The organism is Rhizobium oryziradicis, assembly GCF_001939045.1.
Lineage (GTDB): Bacteria > Pseudomonadota > Alphaproteobacteria > Rhizobiales > Rhizobiaceae > Allorhizobium > Allorhizobium oryziradicis.
In genome coordinates, this window is record NZ_MKIM01000027.1 from 779,310 (window position 1) to 796,174 (window position 16,865).

Annotated in this window: 12 protein-coding genes; 9 read left to right on the forward strand and 3 right to left on the reverse strand. The window is 51.2% G+C overall.

All coding sequences use genetic code 11. The annotated features are described in order from the left end of the window. Positions 1-13: 13 nt before the first annotated feature. Positions 14-853 (forward strand): DNA adenine methylase, encoded by an 840-nt coding sequence (locus BJF95_RS14795; RefSeq protein WP_075640172.1) that lies wholly within the window; start codon positions 14-16, stop codon positions 851-853. Positions 854-1,211: 358 nt separating this feature from the next. Then, positions 1,212-2,330, forward strand: a complete 1,119-nt coding sequence (locus BJF95_RS14800; RefSeq protein ID WP_075640173.1) for a hypothetical protein — start codon at positions 1,212-1,214, stop codon at positions 2,328-2,330. A gap of 232 nt (positions 2,331-2,562) precedes the next feature. Here BJF95_RS14800 and BJF95_RS14805 read toward each other — a convergent pair whose 3' ends face one another. Then, positions 2,563-2,880 (reverse strand): BrnA antitoxin family protein, encoded by a 318-nt coding sequence (locus BJF95_RS14805; RefSeq protein WP_075640174.1) that lies wholly within the window; start codon positions 2,878-2,880, stop codon positions 2,563-2,565. Further along, the gene (locus BJF95_RS14810) at positions 2,870-3,124 is read right to left on the reverse strand and encodes a BrnT family toxin (protein WP_075640175.1); all 255 of its coding nucleotides are present in this window, start codon (positions 3,122-3,124) and stop codon (positions 2,870-2,872) included. Before BJF95_RS14810 ends, BJF95_RS14805 begins: the two co-directional genes overlap by 11 nt. Before the next feature lie 138 nt (positions 3,125-3,262). On the opposite strand from BJF95_RS14810, the gene BJF95_RS14815 reads away from it, so the two are divergent. The 7 genes from BJF95_RS14815 to exoR all read left to right on the forward strand — a co-directional run bounded on the left by BJF95_RS14815 (position 3,263) and on the right by exoR (position 16,054). Continuing rightward, positions 3,263-6,454 carry an Eco57I restriction-modification methylase domain-containing protein gene (locus tag BJF95_RS14815; protein ID WP_075640176.1) on the forward strand — a complete coding sequence of 1,064 codons (3,192 nt, stop codon included), beginning with the start codon at positions 3,263-3,265 and terminating at the stop codon, positions 6,452-6,454. A 569-nt stretch (positions 6,455-7,023) separates the two neighbouring features. Then, positions 7,024-7,959, forward strand: a complete 936-nt coding sequence (locus BJF95_RS14820) for an alpha/beta hydrolase (protein ID WP_075640177.1) — start codon at positions 7,024-7,026, stop codon at positions 7,957-7,959. A gap of 362 nt (positions 7,960-8,321) precedes the next feature. Next, on the forward strand, positions 8,322-8,975 hold the full coding sequence (locus BJF95_RS14825; protein ID WP_075640178.1) for a protein-L-isoaspartate O-methyltransferase family protein: 654 nt from the start codon (positions 8,322-8,324) through the stop codon (positions 8,973-8,975). Positions 8,976-9,126: 151 nt separating this feature from the next. Continuing rightward, the gene (locus BJF95_RS14830; RefSeq protein ID WP_075640179.1) at positions 9,127-9,903 is read left to right on the forward strand and encodes a PopZ family protein; all 777 of its coding nucleotides are present in this window, start codon (positions 9,127-9,129) and stop codon (positions 9,901-9,903) included. A gap of 126 nt (positions 9,904-10,029) precedes the next feature. Next, on the forward strand, positions 10,030-12,873 hold the full coding sequence (locus BJF95_RS14835) for a valine--tRNA ligase (RefSeq protein ID WP_075640180.1): 2,844 nt from the start codon (positions 10,030-10,032) through the stop codon (positions 12,871-12,873). A 583-nt stretch (positions 12,874-13,456) separates the two neighbouring features. Further along, complete coding sequence (locus BJF95_RS14840) at positions 13,457-14,671, forward strand: OmpP1/FadL family transporter (RefSeq protein WP_075640181.1); 1,215 nt, start codon at positions 13,457-13,459, stop codon at positions 14,669-14,671. Positions 14,672-15,277: 606 nt separating this feature from the next. Then, positions 15,278-16,054 (forward strand): exopolysaccharide production regulator ExoR, encoded by a 777-nt coding sequence (gene exoR, locus BJF95_RS14845; protein ID WP_210187741.1) that lies wholly within the window; start codon positions 15,278-15,280, stop codon positions 16,052-16,054. An 11-nt stretch (positions 16,055-16,065) separates the two neighbouring features. On the opposite strand, the gene xth is transcribed toward exoR, so the two are convergent. Further along, positions 16,066-16,863 carry an exodeoxyribonuclease III gene (gene xth / locus BJF95_RS14850; RefSeq protein WP_075640183.1) on the reverse strand — a complete coding sequence of 266 codons (798 nt, stop codon included), beginning with the start codon at positions 16,861-16,863 and terminating at the stop codon, positions 16,066-16,068. Positions 16,864-16,865 lie beyond the last annotated feature (2 nt).

Consider the following 16,865-nt stretch of genomic DNA (forward strand, 5'->3'; position numbering starts at 1 on the left):
GTGATTCTCAACAATGGAACAGACCAGTTTAAACTTCACCACGGTTCGCCCCGTATCGCCTCCAGCTGCCTATCTGGGCGGCAAACGGCAACTGGCCGAACGTATTTCTTCCATCATCGAACAGATCCCGCACACGCTCTATGCCGAACCCTTTGTCGGCATGGGCGGCGTGTTTTTCCGCCGTAAACTCATTCCCAAATGTGAGGTTATCAATGACCGCTCCGGCGACGTGGCAAACCTGTTTCGCATTCTGCAAAGGCATTATCAGCCGCTTATGGATCATATGCGGTTCCAGCTGTTTTCGAGGCGTGAGTTTGATAACCTCGCCGCCATGGACCCGGAAACTCTGACGGATATTGAGCGGGCAGCACGGTTTCTATACCTTCAACGCTCTGCATTTGCGGGCAAGATTGTGGGCAGACACTTTGGTGCGGATTTAACCCGCCCTGCGCGGTTCAACATGAAAAACTTACGGGGAGCGCTGGAAGAGGTCCACGACCGCCTTTGCGGCGTCACCATCGAAAACCTCGACTGGCAAGACTTCATTACCCGGTATGACCGCCCCGGCACGCTCTTTTACCTTGACCCTCCATACTTTGGAAACGAGGGCGACTACGGCAAAGACGCCTTTAGCCGCGATCAATTCACCCAAATGGCCACCCGCCTGAAAACCATCAAAGGCCGCTTCATGATTTCGCTCAACGACTGCGAAGGCGTGCGCGAAATCTTCAAGGATTTTCAGTTCATTCCTGTGGGCCTGACCTACACCGTGCGCGGCGGCGGCGGCAAAGATGTGGGCGAGGTGATTATTATGGATGGCAAGAGCGAGGTTGGGAATTTGCCTCTGGGATGAGGCGCGACAGACAATCGCGTGGGCAGTTTCGTTCTGCCCGCTGAAACTTAGGTTCTAGCCCTTCGTTAGGCTTCTTTTCGCAAAGGCTAGAACCGAAGTATTTATATTTCAGTGCTGAATAATATTAAAATATGTTTTTATTTATAAAATTTAAAATTTTAAATCGATAAATATTCATTATAATACTGTATTTTATTTAATGTTGATTGTCATTTTCCTGGAACAGCAAAACCATCACTGATATTGCCAAGCCGCAAATTGATTGCGTGTTCGTGGATATGGACTATCTAAAATAGAAAAAATCATATAAACGCGTGTTGATATATTAGGGTTTGTACATAATTCGGGGTTGGGGAATATGCAGTTCTTGGGGTTTATAAATAGTCTAGATAAAAGAACCTCGTGGTCGTTTTTTGGGTTTCTCTTGGCAATAATATTCGGATGCACGTCATTATATACAGAATTTTTTAAAGATCAGTCTCCGAGGCTTGGTCTGGAAGTTTTGAGTAACGAGCCTGTACTTGATGTTCGAGAAAAATTAGCAGATTTGGAGGTTTTCTATCAGTCTCAAGATATCGCAAAAAGCGGGAAAACAATTTCTGTGTTAATAGTTCGAGTTGCAAATAGAGGATCTGCAGATATACTAAATAATTACTATGATAGTAAAGTCCCTCTTGGAATAAGGGTTGGAGTTGGTACGATCGTGAAGGCCGATGTATCTGACGCCAGTATTGACTATTTGCGTAAGGTTGCGGTTGCAATCAAAAATGAAACAAGCGTGACCTTGGCACCTGTTATATTAGAAAAAAATGAATGGTATGTCGTAAAAATAATCGTACTTCATAGTATAGAAAACACTCCTTTAGTAAGTTCTGAAGGAAAAATTGCTGGTCAGCGCGAAATTTCCGTTTCTTTTCCTAATGAAGAAATTTCAAAAAACAGCTTATTATATAATGTTTTCTCAGGAAGTGTTTTGACGCAAATTATACGTGTCTTATTTTACTTTTTAGCTGGGGTATTCTTGTTGTTTTTTATTTTGATTCTGCCATCAGAAATCATTAACTCCTATCAAAAAAGCAGACGGAAAAAACAGGTCGCGCGGTTCAAGGAAAAGTCAAAATATCCGATCTCACAATTTGATGAATTTATATTTTCCGCCTATGTGCGCCGAGGATTAAAAGAGGTCAAAATGCTAATATCAATGGCGCAAAGTGAGGACTATCTTAGGAAATTTAGCGATGTTTGGTATGGTGGTTGGTTTACAGACGAAACTAGAGATTCACTACCTATGTCGGAATCCGAACGAGAGTTGTCGAGCCGTAGGCATAATCTAAAGCCTAGAGAGGTAATGATTTTCGATGAAATGCGCTCAAATTCATTCATCGAGCAAAAAAATGGCATTTGGGAAGCCGTACCCGACCGATTGAACGTTGCTACTTCGTTCCTCAAATATATTGAAATAGCTGATGGAGGTTAAATATCTCAAGGTCGATTTAACATACGCTTTTTATGGCATGGTGTAGTTCTCCAGGGGTGCAGGCTATAGTTTTGAAATAATTTCAGCATTCGGGACTGTTTAAGAGTTCATCGCCGACACTGGGCGCGTCCGAGACGGCCTCAAGTTCAAGATTCTCAAGATTATTAGATTGGTCTTTATTTTTTAAAGTGCAATTTCAATGGGCAATTCTCCCAATCGTTTCGCTCATTGCTCAGATACCAGCGGCCTTGCGCAGCGCCTCATTCATTTTGCCGCGCCAGTCTTTGCCGGATGCCTTGAAAGCCTCCAGCACATCTGGTTCCAGCCGAAGTGTCACTGGCACCAACGGTTTTTCCACCTTGGGGCGTCCACGGGTTTTGCGCGCATTGGTCAGGCTTTCAAAGAGCGAGGCTGGAAGAACATCCTTTGCCGGGCGCATGTTGGCAAGGTCTTCGTCGGTCAGCTCCGGGCTATCAACTGCGTCCCAATCTTCTTGCGTATAGCCGTTGCCCGGCTCAAAACTGGTCTTGGTTGGATGTTTAGTGCCCATCAAGAACCTTCCTTTCTTTGGCGCTGGCGGGGCGAAAGCTGATGATGGACATTGCTTCCGTGCCAAGCGTTGCGAAAATCACCACAGCCGTTCCATCTGCATAATAGCCTATGGCTTTCATGCGCTTAGAGTGGCTGGCGTCAATAACTGCCGTTTCCCATTCGAAATGCACCACATCGGCAAAGTCGAAGCCGTGCTTATGCAAATTGGCCAGCCGCTTCGGCTCATCCCAGATAATCCTCATCGAATTTTCGTACACCTAAAATAATCAGAGAGCAAGAATAAAAGTACACGGAAAATAGCAAAATCGAATAGCCTTGTCGTCACAACTTTGACAGTCCATAAATGCCGCCACACGCATTTAGGGGATCAAAAGATTATTATGAAACTATTCAATCAAAAAACTTTAATGCGCTACATTAGAGCCGATCCGATCCGGCCAGATCATCGGGTGATGCTGGAGGCATGGGCGGAGCTGATCAGCTCGGGCCGAATTAAAGGCTTGAGGGAAAGTGCCCTGCACGGGCAGTTTGCCTCCAAGATCGTAGAAGGGGTTCTCGGCTATCACGGCCCCGCAGGTGGCGCAAATTACAACGTTTCAACCGAGCAAAATATTTTGCGTGGCAGCGTCGATTTGGCCCTGGGCCGCTTTGGTGGTAAGACGCCTGACATTGTTGCGCCCTTCGAGCTAAAAGGCGCGGATACCCGCGACCTTGATGCGATCATGCCGGGTCGCAACAAAAGCCCTGTTCAACAGGCGTGGGAATACGCCATGAACGCGCGCGGCGTGAAATGGGTTCTTGTTTCGAACATGATCGAACTGCGCCTTTATGGCTTTGGGGAAGGCACCTCGGCCTATGAGCAGTTCCGCCTCGATCAGCTGACAGACCCGGAAGAATACGCGCGTTTCATGCTGCTCCTGTCGGCGGAAAACCTGCTGTCTGGCCGTACAGCTGAACTGCTGCAAGAAAGCCGCCGCGAAGACAAGGACATCACCAATAGCCTTTATCAAGACTACAAGACCCTCCGCCTCAAGTTGTTGAACGCCGTCCAGAAGGCTGATGTTGCGATCACACCCCTTGATGCAATCGCCCTCGCGCAGAAGATCCTTGATCGCGTGCTGTTCGTCGCCTTTGCGGAAGACACCGGCCTGCTGCCCGACAATACGCTGGAAAATGCTTTTGTCGCGCGTGACCCTTACAATCCGCGCCCCATCTGGGATAATTTCAAAGGTTTGTTCCGCGCGATCGACGTGGGCAATAATGAGCTGAAAATACCGCGCTACAACGGGGGGCTGTTTCGCGAAGACGCTGTGATTGACGCGCTGAAAATACCCAATGAGGTCTGTGAGGGGTTCAAAGCCCTAGGCGAGTATGATTTCGCCTCTGAAGTCTCAGTCACGGTACTTGGCCATATCTTCGAGCAGTCCATCGCGGACGTGGAGCGCTTGCAAGCCATTGCGCGTGGCGAAGAGGAAGAGCCCGAGAAAGCCAACGGTACAAGTGGGCGGCGTAAGCGTGACGGAGTGGTCTATACTCCCGATTACATCGCACGCTTCATCGTGGCCGAAACACTAGGTACGCACCTGAAGGAAATCTTCGGAGACACTTTGCGCGAGCACGCTAGGAAGGGCGCGGATGTCAGCGATTACGAAAATATTCCCTGGAGGAAAAAATCGGGCGAGCTGGAAGCGTGGCAAGCCTATCGAGATCGCCTGAAATCCTTGCGCATCGTCGATCCCGCCTGTGGTTCTGGTGTGTTCCTCATTATGGCCTTTGACTTCATGAAGGCCGAACTGACCCGCGTGAACGACAAGATCAAAGACTTGTTGCCCAAAGCAGAACATTTTGGTGATCTTCTTGACTATGTCCCCGACAGTGACATTTTGACCGACAATCTTTTCGGTGTGGACGTAAACGAAGAAAGCATCGAGATCACCAAGCTGTCTCTCTGGATCAAGACCGCCCGACGCGGTAAGGTTCTGGACAGCCTTTCGGACAGCATCCGGGTCGGTGACAGCCTGATCGAGGACAGCAATTTTGCCTATCTAGACCATGCTTTCACTTGGGAAAGTGCATTCCCCGGCGTCTTTGCCGAGGGTGGCTTCGACGTGGTCTTAGGCAATCCGCCCTATGTGCGGATGGAGTTCTTGAAGCTGCTGAAACCCTATTTGGAAAAACGTTATGAGGTCGTTTCTGATAGAGCCGATCTCTACTGCTATTTCTATGAACGTGGTCTGCGTCTGCTAAAGCCGGGCGGGCGTTTGGGCTACATTTCCTCGAACACCTTCTTCAAAACTGGTTCGGGCAAACCCTTGCGGAAATACCTACTCAAGGAGGCCACCATCGAAAGCGTGGTCGATTTCGGTGATCTACAAGTTTTCGATGGCGTAACCACCTATCCGGCCATCCTGACCATGAAGCGTGGGGCTGCGCCCAAAGGGCACGAGTTGCGTTTCTGGAGGGTGAACGCCCTGCCTGAAAACAACTTCCTAGCTACTTGGGAAGATGCTGCAGGCCCATATCCACAAACTGCTTTGGGGGCAGGGTCGTGGGAACTAGAAAATCCCGCCTTGCGCGCTCTGCGGGACAAGATCAGAAACGGTAGAAAGTCCTTGAAAGAGGTTTATGGATCACCGCTCTACGGGATCAAGACCGGCCTGAATGCTGCCTTTGTGGTCGATAACGCCACCAAGGAACGCCTCTGCGCCCAAGACCCAAAGTCTGCTGATCTGCTTAAGCCCTTCCTCGAAGGTAAGGACCTGAAACGCTGGCGATCCGAAACGCGCGGTTTGTGGCTTATCTACATTCCACAACGTAGCATCAGTATAGATGACTATCCCGCTATCAGAGATTGGCTGTTGCCATTCAAAGATAAGCTGGAAAAGCGTGCAACAAAACAACAATGGTTCGAATTGCAACAAGCGCAGGAAGCCTATGCACCCTATTTCCAGCCACCCAAAATTGCCTATGGCCATTTCCAAGATCAGCCGATCTACTCCATGGAAACGACTGGTGCGTACTCTAATAACAAGACCTACTTCATCCCAAATGGCGGTTGGGACTTGTTGGCTGTTCTGAACTCAAAAATTATTTGGTTTGATTTTTGTTCAAGGACCACTGCCGTTCGAGGTGGGTGGCGCGAAGCAACAGCACAGCATGTGGAAAATCTCCCTATGCCCGTCATTCCTGATGACGTTAGTACTGAGCTTTCCCGTCTGGCAAAGGAAGCGCAAATGTCTGCTGAAACTCGCCTCGCCCTACAAACAGCCTTGACACGCCGTATTCCCGATCTCTGCCCGCCTCAGCGTGAACCCAAGCTGACAAATAGGCTTCAGGAATGGTGGACTTTGCCCGACTTCGCCGCCTTCCGAGCAGAGGTGAAGAAGGTCTTCAAAGCTGACATCCCTTTAGCTGATCGCTCCGGCTGGGAAGACTGGATCAATCGCGACCGTGTCGAGATTAATCGCCTGACCACCGAAATCGCGCAGGCCGAAGCCAAGATCAACAGCATCGTTTATGACCTGTTTGACCTTAGTGAAGACGAGATCGCGCTATTGGAAAGCACAACTTGAATTCTGGCCTTGCAAACACTTAGGGGGGTAAAGCCATTGATTGTGGATGACTTTGTGGCTGTATATGTTAGGCGACTACCTGCTACTTCTCCGTAGCGTCTCGACATACTCGAATTCTATTCGTGATAAGCTGAGATGTGGGCCGGTGCAAACGGCCCGAGGTTTGAGTGCAACTATCATCTGGCATCCAGCCCCGCGTATAGCCGGGGCTGATTGCGCATGATGCTAAGGCTAATTGATGGCGCAGCTCTTGAATATCATCCAGCAATGTCTTGATAGCGGCTTTCACATCGCCGTCATGCCAGACGATAAGATGCTCAACCGGGTCGGCTTCCGGTGTTTCCAATTGGGTGCGCATATCATGAACCTCCTGTGCAGAGAGAAATTATCTGCCGAAATGTTCTTGATATGTTCATGTTTAGTGAGAGTCAATATCGACTGTTGGAACGACTTTCTGGGGCGTGGGTATGAGGGTAGGGCCGCCAAAGGAAGGATGTCACAAATTCGCCTCGGATTCACACGTAGTGTTCTACTCAGTGCCGAGATTATGCTGGCGGTGGAGAGACAAAATGGCCTTCCGATTTTTCCGCATAACCTTTGCCATTCTCTTCAGCCTTGTCGGTGTGGTGGCGATAAGCTGGCAGGCGCAAGCGGGCGAGGTGTGGCAACCGCCAGAGGGCCTTAAGCAAATTCCTATCTGGCCAAATGGTGCGCCGGATATGAAGGGTGTTTCTTTGCCGCCTGAAAGTTTGAAGCCCGGCAAGCAGACGATATTGAACGTTTCTGAGCCAACCATGACCGTCTTTCCGCCGAAAGGCAAAAATACGGGTGTGGCAATGGTCGTGTTTCCCGGTGGCGGGTTTCGAATTCTGGCAATGGACGTGGAAGGAACCGAGCTGTGCGATTGGATAACCGCCAAGGGCATAACCTGTGTGCTTTCCAAATACAGGATACCAGGCACCGCTGATTATTGGGATCCGCAATGCAAGTGCCGCATTACCCCGAAAGTTTCTTTCGCCCTTCAAGATGCGCAGCGCACAATCCGGCTTGTAAGGGCAAGGGCTAAAGAGCTTGATATTAACCCGCAAAAGATTGGCGTTTTGGGAATGTCTTCCGGTGGGTATCTGGTGGCCGAAACCAGCAATATATTCAAACCGGCCTACAAGCCTGTTGATGCGATTGATAACATCAGTAGTCGCCCGGATTTTGCCATTGCACTTTACCCCGGCCATATGTGTGAGGATGGAAAGCTGCGCAAAACTATGCCTTCGGTGAGCAAGGATGCACCGCCAACATTCTTGCTTCAATCGTGGCAAGATCCCGTTGATGATGTTTGTAACAGCCTTGTTTATGCCCGTGCGCTGTATGACGCTGGTGTTAATTCGGAGGTGCATATCTTTGCCAAAGGTGGCCATGCCTTCGGTGTCAGGAAAACAGATCAACCCATTACAAAGTGGCCAGCATTGGCGGAAGGCTGGCTTACTGAAATTGGAATGTTGCCGTAGGTGCAATTCTTAAGATTCGCTCCACGCAGCTATGAAACGTGTGGCAGGGTGTGGCAGCCAGCGTTGATTTTTCAGCGAAATTATTTTGAGTGTTTTGTAGCAATGGGGTCTATAAAGGTTTGAAGGCGTTGAATGCCCCTAGTCCGGGCGAGGCCTCCATTCCCTTCTTTCTTTATCGTTAATTGGGCGACTGATGCGTGTTTGCGTGCAGAGACAACTCCTCGGCTTTGTCTCGTCTTTTTGTATCACGTCTGCGTATTTGTAGAGATTTTGCACCGTGTCCAATGACATGGCTTGAAAGCTGCCTCATGGCCGATTAAACACGGGTAGAAATTTAACCCAGTGTGAGATGGGCAAAGACTATGATCGATTTCGAAGCAGCACGCGCAAAGATGGTGGATGGCCAGATTCGCACGACGGATGTAACTTCCCATTCTATTCTGTCGGCTTTCCTGTCGGTTCCGCGCGAAGCCTTTGTGCCGGACCATTTGAAGCCGTTGGCCTATATTGATGAAGATTTGCAAATAGCGCCTGGCCGTTATCTGATGGATCCGTCTCCGCTGGCAAAGCTGTTGCAGCTTGCCGCTATCAGCGCTGATGATCTGGTTTTGGAAGTTGGTGCGGGCACTGGTTATGTCTCGGCTTTGCTGGGCCGGCTTGCAGGCGCTGTGGTTGCGCTTGAAAGTGATCAGGAGATGGTCGCCAAAGCCAAGAGTTTGCTGGCAAGTGTTGATGCGCAAAATGTCACGGTGGTGACCGGCGCTTTGGACGCGGGTTGGGCGGCAGAAGCCCCTTATGACCTGATTTTCATCAATGGTGCGGTGGAAGAGGTTCCTGCAGCCTTGTTTGGTCAATTGCGCGAGGGCGGTCGTTTGGTGACGGTTGTTGGGCAAGGCCATTCGGCACGTGCGACGCTGTTCGTGAAGGCGGCTGGCTCGATTTCCGCCACATCATTCTTCAACGCGTCAATTCGTCAGCTTCCAGGCTTTCAGAAAGCGCGTGAATTCGTTTTCTAAGCTTCCGAGTGATTTTATGGATGAGACCCACAAAGCTGTGCATTGTGGGTCTTTCGTTTTTTTATGCAATTTCTTCCTGCGGTGGCATATTCTAAGGTGAAACGAATCAGATGGCATAAGCCGATGAGGTAAAACGCCAACGGGGAGTTTCATGGCCCAGCCGAATGTATCGCGTGAACCGTCGATGGAAGAGATTCTTGCATCCATCCGTCGTATTATTGAAAGCAACGAACCCGTTGCTGCCAATTCCTATGACTCTTCTTACGGTTATGAGAGCGAGTTGGACCAAGTGGATGTGGGCAGTGGCAATGATGGCTTCGGCTCTGAGCCTGCCGCTATGGATCTCCCAACGCCTGCCAATCAATCCGGCTTTTCCAGCGTTACACGGTTGAGTGATCGTGAACCCGCAGGTGGACCTGCCAAGACAGTTTCGCTGGCGGATTTGGCGGCGCGCGTGCGTGCGACAACGGAGCGGGTTGAAACCGTGAGTGCAGAAGCGCCCGCACCTGAGGAGGTGGCTGCGTCGGTTGCGCCTCAATATTCGACTGAGCGTCTGAGCCATAATCAGGACAGGCCTTTGCAGAAGGCGCGGATCGCCGATATTCATCATCTGGACACTTTGGAAGAAAGCCGACGCCAGATGGATGCGATGGAGCTTGCGCGGGCTTCCGTGATGGAGGAGCCTGCGAATATTGCTCAGGAAGAGCCTCGTGGTTTGCTTTCCAGCCATGCCGGTGCCGAGGTTGCCCGCTCTTTTGAAGAGCTGGCGGCGGCTGTTGATGGTCAACAGCGTCGCTCGTTGGATGAAATTGCTCAGGATATGCTGCGGCCCATGCTGCAAGACTGGCTGGATGATAATTTGCCAACGCTTGTTGAGCGGCTGGTGCGCGAAGAGATTGAGCGCATTGCACGGGGTCCGCGCCGTTAAATCACCTTTAAGCGGTCTTATGGTCAAGCCGCCTCGACAACGGGGCGGCTTTATTATTGACTCATCGCCACGGCTCCGCTTTACACAAACCCTATCTTTTTCAAAGTATCAAAGTCTGGTCAGAACATGCTCGATAAGACCTACGATTCCGCATCGGTCGAACCTAAAATTGCTAAATCCTGGGAAGAGGCAGATGCTTTCCGCGCTGGTGCCAACGCCAAGCCGGATGCTGAAACCTTCACCATCGTGATTCCGCCACCAAATGTGACTGGCTCGTTGCACATGGGCCATGCGCTCAACAACACGCTGCAAGACATTATGGTGCGCTTTGAGCGCATGCGCGGCAAAGACGTGTTGTGGCAGCCGGGCATGGACCATGCGGGCATTGCCACACAAATGGTGGTTGAGCGCCAGTTGATGGAAAAGCAGCTGCCGGGCCGTCGCGAGATGGGCCGTGACGCCTTTATCGACAAGGTTTGGGAGTGGAAGGAAGAATCAGGCGGCCTGATCTTCAATCAGCTCAAGCGCCTTGGTGCCTCCTGCGATTGGTCGCGTGAGCGCTTCACCATGGATGAAGGGCTTTCCAAGGCCGTTCTGGAAGTGTTTGTGACGCTTTACAAGCAGGGCCTGATCTACAAGGACAAGCGCCTTGTGAACTGGGATCCGAAGCTGTTGACGGCGATTTCCGATCTGGAAGTTGAACAGCATGAGGTGAACGGCAATCTCTGGTACCTGCGCTATCCGCTGGAAGAGGGCGTGACCTATCAGCACCCCATTGCTTTCGATGAAGATGGCAAGGCAACCGAATGGGAAACCCGCGACTATCTGGTGGTGGCCACAACCCGGCCTGAAACGCTGCTGGGTGATACCGGCGTTGCTGTGCATCCGTCTGACGAGCGCTATCAGTCGATTATAGGCAAGCATGTGATTTTGCCGATTGTTGGCCGCAAAATTCCAATCGTTGCCGACGAATACCCTGATCCGACCGCCGGAACCGGGGCGGTCAAGATGACGCCTGCCCATGACTTCAACGACTTTGAAGTGGGCAAGCGCGCTGGTCTGCGGATGATCAACGTTCTCAATGTTGATGCGACGGTGACGATTGTCGACAATGATGATTTCCTTGAAGGCCTGACGCCAAGCCGCGAGCAGCAGATGGTCTGGGCTGAGCTAGAAGGTCAGGATCGGGCGTTTGCGCGCAAGAAGATTGTTGAGATTCTCGAAGCCGAAGGCCTGCTGGACAAGATTGAGCCGCACAAGCACATGGTGCCGCATGGCGACCGTGGCGGCGTGCCGATTGAGCCACGCCTGACCGAGCAATGGTATGTGGATGCCAAGACATTGGCCGAACCCGCCATTGCCAGCGTGCGTGAAGGTCGTACCAATTTTGTGCCGAAGAACTGGGAAAAGACTTACTTTGAGTGGATGGAAAACATCCAGCCATGGTGTGTGTCTCGCCAGCTGTGGTGGGGTCATCAGATTCCGGCCTGGTATGGCCCAGATGGTCAGGTTTTCGTTGAAAAGTCTGAGGAAGAGGCGCTGGACGCCGCTGTTCAGCACTATCTCGCCCATGAAGGCCCATGGAAAGCCTGGGTGCAGGAGAAGCTGGAAAACTTCCAGCCCGGCGAGATTCTGACCCGCGATGAAGACGTGCTGGACACGTGGTTCTCATCGGCACTGTGGCCGTTCTCCACACTTGGCTGGCCAGACAAGACGCCGGAGCTGGTGCGCTATTATCCCACCAATGTGCTGGTGACGGGCTTTGACATTATCTTCTTCTGGGTTGCCCGGATGATGATGATGGGCCTACATTTCATGAAGGATGAGGATGGCAATCCGGTTGAGCCGTTTAGCACCGTTTACGTTCACGCGCTGGTGCGCGACAAGAACGGGCAGAAAATGTCCAAGTCGAAGGGCAATGTCATCAATCCGCTGGAGCTGATTGATGAATATGGTGCGGATGCGCTGCGCTTTACGCTCACGATCATGGCGGCACAGGGCCGCGATGTGAAGCTGGATACAGCGCGTGTGGCGGGCTATCGCAATTTCGGCACCAAGCTTTGGAACGCCACGCGCTTTGCCGAAATGAACGGTGTCAAAAGCGATCCGAACTTTCTGCCAGAGACAACGACGCTAGCCATCAATCGCTGGATTTTGACCGAGCTCACCCGTGCGCAGCGCGACGTGACGGAATCGATCGAAAATCATCGCTTTAACGATGCGGCGACAGCACTCTATCGCTTCGTGTGGAATAATTTCTGCGATTGGTATCTCGAATTGTTGAAGCCGGTGTTTTCTGGCGAAGACGAGCGGGCAAAAACCGAAGCGCAGGCTTGCGCTGCTTATGTGCTGGAAGAAACCTATAAGCTGCTGCATCCCTTCATGCCATTCATGACGGAAGAGCTGTGGGCGCATACCGCCGGTGAGGGGCTTTCGCGCGAAACCTTGCTCTGCCATGCAGATTGGCCTACTCAGGACTTTATTGATGAACTGGCCGCAACCGACATCAATTGGCTGGTGGATCTGGTGACCGGGATTCGCTCGGCGCGCGCTGAGATGAACGTGCCGCCAAGCGCCATTGCGCCTTTGGTTGTGGTGGGTGCCAATGTGGTGACACAAGAGCGAATCAAGCGCCACGAAGCATCCATCAAGCGCTTGGCTCGTGTGGGTGATATCAGCCTTGCGCAGGAAGCGCCAAAGGGTGCGGCTCAGGTTATCGTTGGAGAAGCGACCGCATGCTTGCCATTGGGAAGCTTGATTGATGTTGCGGCCGAACGCGCCCGCATCGAAAAGGCCATCGGCAAGACGGATGTGGATATCGACAAGACCCAGAAAAAGCTCGGCAATGAGCGTTTTGTTGCCAATGCTGATCCTGAAGTGGTGGCCGCGGAGCGTCAGCGTCTTGAGGAGCTTGAAGGCCAGCGCGCGGTTCTTGCTGTGGCTCTTCAGCGCATAAACGACGCTGTGTAAGCTTCTACATGATGCGGTAAAGTGCCGTCATGGTTTGGAGTGTCTTTTTTCAGCCCGGAGCATTCGTGCTCCGGGCTTTTATGTGAAGTGGGTTATAGGAAGAGTCATTGAAAATGGCTCTTCGTGTTCCTTTCGCAATATCTTCAAGGCGAGGCTGCGTCAGCCTCTTCGAGGCTTGGTATAGGTTGGGTCTCGTCCATCATCAGGCCGGTTTAATCAAGAAATAGAGCGGGCAGTATGGCTCGAAGGAGCAGATGAGTCTGCTGCAATGACGTGTGTGCGAGATGATGTATCAACGTTGCGACGCATCATTTTAGAGACAATTTTATAAGTTCTTAGAATGTTTCCGCTGTTGCGACTTTGCAACTTCTCTGGCTATTGTGGGTATGATTTTCTGATAAATATGCAATTTTCGAGATTTTTTCGAAAAAATTTTCTTATAAAATGTCAATTATAAGGCAAGTAGAGATTCCTACGTAAATCCGTGAATTAAATGCTGCGATGCACCTGATTGTGGTTAAGTTGTCATTTAATTTGAATAGGTTACGGTATCGTAATAGACAAATCGTGGGTGGAGTTATACATGGCGACCAAGACACTTTCGGCGGGACTTCTAGCTGTTATTGCGGCGGGACTGTGGCAGACGAACGCGTTTGCGGGCGGGCTTGAGCGTGGCGGTTATAATATCGATCTGCTGTTTGATCCATCAACAGTGACGGCAGAGGGCAACACCGTTTATGTGATGCCGAACCGAAAGTTGAAGGACGTAAAGGACATTAATCGCGCCAACGGCGTTGGTGCCAATGGCATTGGCGGTGGCACCACAACGGCGGACGATTCTGAAGCCTACTCGAATTCGAGATTTGGGATTAAGGCAGCGCTTGGCAGCGGCTTTGATTGCTTGGTCGATTATTCCCAGCCATGGGGCGCGCACACCAAGCCCGGTGCCAACTGGATGGGTGCCAACGAGAATATTGAAACCAAGATCAAGAGCGACAACTACGCCGCAACGTGTTCTTATCGGTTTGATGCCGGCCGTGGCCAGTTGCGCGTGATTGGCGGTGCTTTCTATCAGGAAGTAAGCGGTTTCAAGGACCGTCTGGTTGTGCCAGACGCAGCCACACCTTTCGGTAATGGTATTGGCCATCTTCAGCTTTCCGGCGATGGCTGGGGCTGGCGTGCCGGTATGGCCTATGAAATTCCAGAATATGCCTTCCGGGCTAGCCTGGTTTATAACAGTCAGGTTCAGCTGGACAACATCACTGGCAAGCTGGATCTGAGCCAGGTCAATGGTCGTACTTTTGATGTTTATGGCGCGCAAGCGATGCCAGACTCAGTTGAGTTGAAGGTGCAAAGTGGTATTGCTCCCGATTGGCTCGCTTTCGGTTCGGTAAAGTGGGTCAACTGGAGCCTGCTTCAGCAAGTTCCGTTTAAGATTGCAGGGACCAACACCGTTGCGACCACACTTGACCTCGGCTATCGCGATGGGGTCACGATATCTGGCGGTGTTGGACACAAGTTTAATGAGCAGTGGAGCTCTGCGGTCAGCCTGACCTGGGATCGTGGCACATCGCAAGGCTATGGCACGCAAACCGACACCTGGGCTGTTGGTGCGGCGGTTGCCTACGCGCCGACGAAAAATGTCGAGCTCCGCCTTGCGGGTCTGCTCGGTGTCATGACCAGCGGGAAATCTGGTCCTGTTGTAATCGACGGGCTCAACTATGGCACCGATGCCACCTATACATTTGGCAATGACTTGCTGAGTGCGGTCTCGGCCAATCTCAAGGTCAAATTCTAAGTTTCCAGTCTTTCAGAAAGCGCAGCGGATCACCTGCTGCGCTTTTTTGTATTTGATACAATTTTTACTTTATTTCTTGGCTATTATTTTAAAAAAGACCGCATATCTGGTGTTGTAAGGATGGCATCAGGTGTTTGCAGTCCTTGCGTTTTGCCTGTGTGATCTGTGCCACTCTGTGGCGATTTTGCAACATTGAATATATCCTCGTTCCAATGCCGTGTGCGGAAAGAAAATGTCTATTTCCCGCCACAAATGGAGCGCAGCAAGATTGCAAGGCAAGGTTGGAAGTTTGAATAAGCATGTGGTGACATGGCAAGGTTTTGAGTGCGTTGAGCATCCGTTTTGGGTTGTGTTTTCGAACGTGGACTTTGCATTTAATCAGATGTTGTTTTAGGTCGCAGTGTTGCCCGAAATGCAGTCTAGGGTGGGAGAAATGGATATGATGCGTAAAGCTGTTTACCAGATATCAATTCGGTTCGACGCTTACCGTCATTTTCCTTCGGTCAAAAATGATCGTTGCCACCATGGCATTTTTGCATACGTGGATATGGGCCTGTAATCGTGGATACATTAAAGCTGTACAGAGTTGGAATGGGAAATGGCTGGATGTCTTCCGCCATTGTTGTGCTGTCATTGGCCGTTGCCAATTTGATTGCGGCACAATCTTGCCATGCCTTTGATATCAAGGCGGGGGTCTCAAAAGAATCCGGTCCGTTCGATCTTTTCAAATTTGGCTTCAATGCCCAGAAAAATGGTCAGACGCAGGATGCCGTTGAAGCCTATCGCTATGCTGCTGAAAAAGGCCACACGGGGTCGCGTTGGGCTTTGGCCAACATGTATGCCGATGGCGATGGCGTGGTCAAAAATGACTATGAAGCCTTCAAAATCTATTCAGAGATTGCCAATCAGGGTGTCGAGCCTGGCTCGGAAGATACGGTCTATTTTGTCAATGCGCTGGTGTCGCTGGCGGGCTATTATCGCACCGGCATTCCTGGCAGTCCGGTCAAGGCCGATCTCATTCAGGCGCGGCAGCTTTACTTTCAGGCAGCCTCCGCGTTTGGTTATCCCGACGCGCAGTTTGATCTCGCCAAGATGATGCTGAGCGGCGAGGGCGGCAGACGCAATGTGCAGCAGGCCAAGAAATGGCTCAATGTGGCCCGCAAAAATGGCCACCCCGGTGCCATGGCACTGTTTGGACATGTGATCTTTGATGAAGGCCAAACCGCGCGTGGCCTTGCCTTCATGACAGCGGCCATGGACAAATGCGCGCCCAAGGACTGCAAGTGGATTGAGGATATGCAGGAAAAGGCATTTTCTCTGGCTGACGAAAAAGAGCGCCGGGTTGCCGTCGCTCTCGTGCCACAGGTGCAGCAGCAGCCTTAAGGGTTGAGGTTTCAGCTTGCGAGGCTGAAGTTAAAATGGCCTATGACCGGAACATGGTCGGATGGCTTTTCCGCTCCACGCACATGCTTTTCGATATCTGTTGATACGAGCTTGTCTGCGGCTTCTGGTGACAGGAGCAGATGATCAATGCGGATGCCGTTGTTTTTCTGCCAGGCACCGGCCTGATAATCCCAGAAAGAATAATGTTTTTGCGCATCCGTCGTGGCGCGCACGGCTTCTGTCAGGCCCAGATTTTCTAAATTTCGAAACGCGGCCCTTGTTTTGGGCAGGAACAAGGCGTCGGTGGCCCAGACGGCCGGATCATAGCAATCATGCGGCTCGGGAATGACATTATAGTCGCCAGCCAGAATCAGCGGCTCTTCCAAAGCCAGACGTGATTCTGCAAATTTTTGCAGCCGGGCCATCCACGCCAGTTTATAGGGGTATTTTATCGGATCGTCTGATGGATTGCCATTTGGCAGATAAAGCGAGCAAACGCGCAAAACGCCGTCTTTGACCGAGAACACGCCTTCGATAAACCGAGCCTGCTCGTCGGAATCGTCGCCTGGAAGGCCACGGTTGACCTCGTCGGGCTTGATTTTGGACAGCAGCGCCACGCCGTTAAAACCCTTTTGGCCATGGGTTTCCACATGATAGCCAAGCGCTTCAATTTCGGCACGCGGAAAGCCTTCATCAACGGATTTGATTTCCTGCAGGCAGGCAATGTCAGGAGAAGAGCTTTCCAGCCACTGGCATAGCTCTGAAATGCGCGCTTTCACACCATTGATGTTCCAGGTCGCAATTTTCATCA

What these genes read in the sequence shown, in the direction of transcription:
- BJF95_RS14805 (WP_075640174.1), bottom strand. Translation starts at nt 2,880, where the DNA reads ATGGGCACTAAACATCCAACCAAGACCAGTTTTGAGCCGGGCAACGGC.
- BJF95_RS14835 (WP_075640180.1), top strand. Translation starts at nt 10,030, where the DNA reads ATGCTCGATAAGACCTACGATTCCGCATCGGTCGAACCTAAAATTGCT.
- BJF95_RS14830 (WP_075640179.1), top strand. Translation starts at nt 9,127, where the DNA reads ATGGCCCAGCCGAATGTATCGCGTGAACCGTCGATGGAAGAGATTCTT.
- exoR (WP_210187741.1), top strand. Translation starts at nt 15,278, where the DNA reads ATGTCTTCCGCCATTGTTGTGCTGTCATTGGCCGTTGCCAATTTGATT.
- BJF95_RS14795 (WP_075640172.1), top strand. Translation starts at nt 14, where the DNA reads ATGGAACAGACCAGTTTAAACTTCACCACGGTTCGCCCCGTATCGCCT.
- BJF95_RS14825 (WP_075640178.1), top strand. Translation starts at nt 8,322, where the DNA reads ATGATCGATTTCGAAGCAGCACGCGCAAAGATGGTGGATGGCCAGATT.
- BJF95_RS14810 (WP_075640175.1), bottom strand. Translation starts at nt 3,124, where the DNA reads ATGAGGATTATCTGGGATGAGCCGAAGCGGCTGGCCAATTTGCATAAG.
- BJF95_RS14820 (WP_075640177.1), top strand. Translation starts at nt 7,024, where the DNA reads ATGGCCTTCCGATTTTTCCGCATAACCTTTGCCATTCTCTTCAGCCTT.
- xth (WP_075640183.1), bottom strand. Translation starts at nt 16,863, where the DNA reads ATGAAAATTGCGACCTGGAACATCAATGGTGTGAAAGCGCGCATTTCA.
- BJF95_RS14800 (WP_075640173.1), top strand. Translation starts at nt 1,212, where the DNA reads ATGCAGTTCTTGGGGTTTATAAATAGTCTAGATAAAAGAACCTCGTGG.
- BJF95_RS14840 (WP_075640181.1), top strand. Translation starts at nt 13,457, where the DNA reads ATGGCGACCAAGACACTTTCGGCGGGACTTCTAGCTGTTATTGCGGCG.
- BJF95_RS14815 (WP_075640176.1), top strand. Translation starts at nt 3,263, where the DNA reads ATGAAACTATTCAATCAAAAAACTTTAATGCGCTACATTAGAGCCGAT.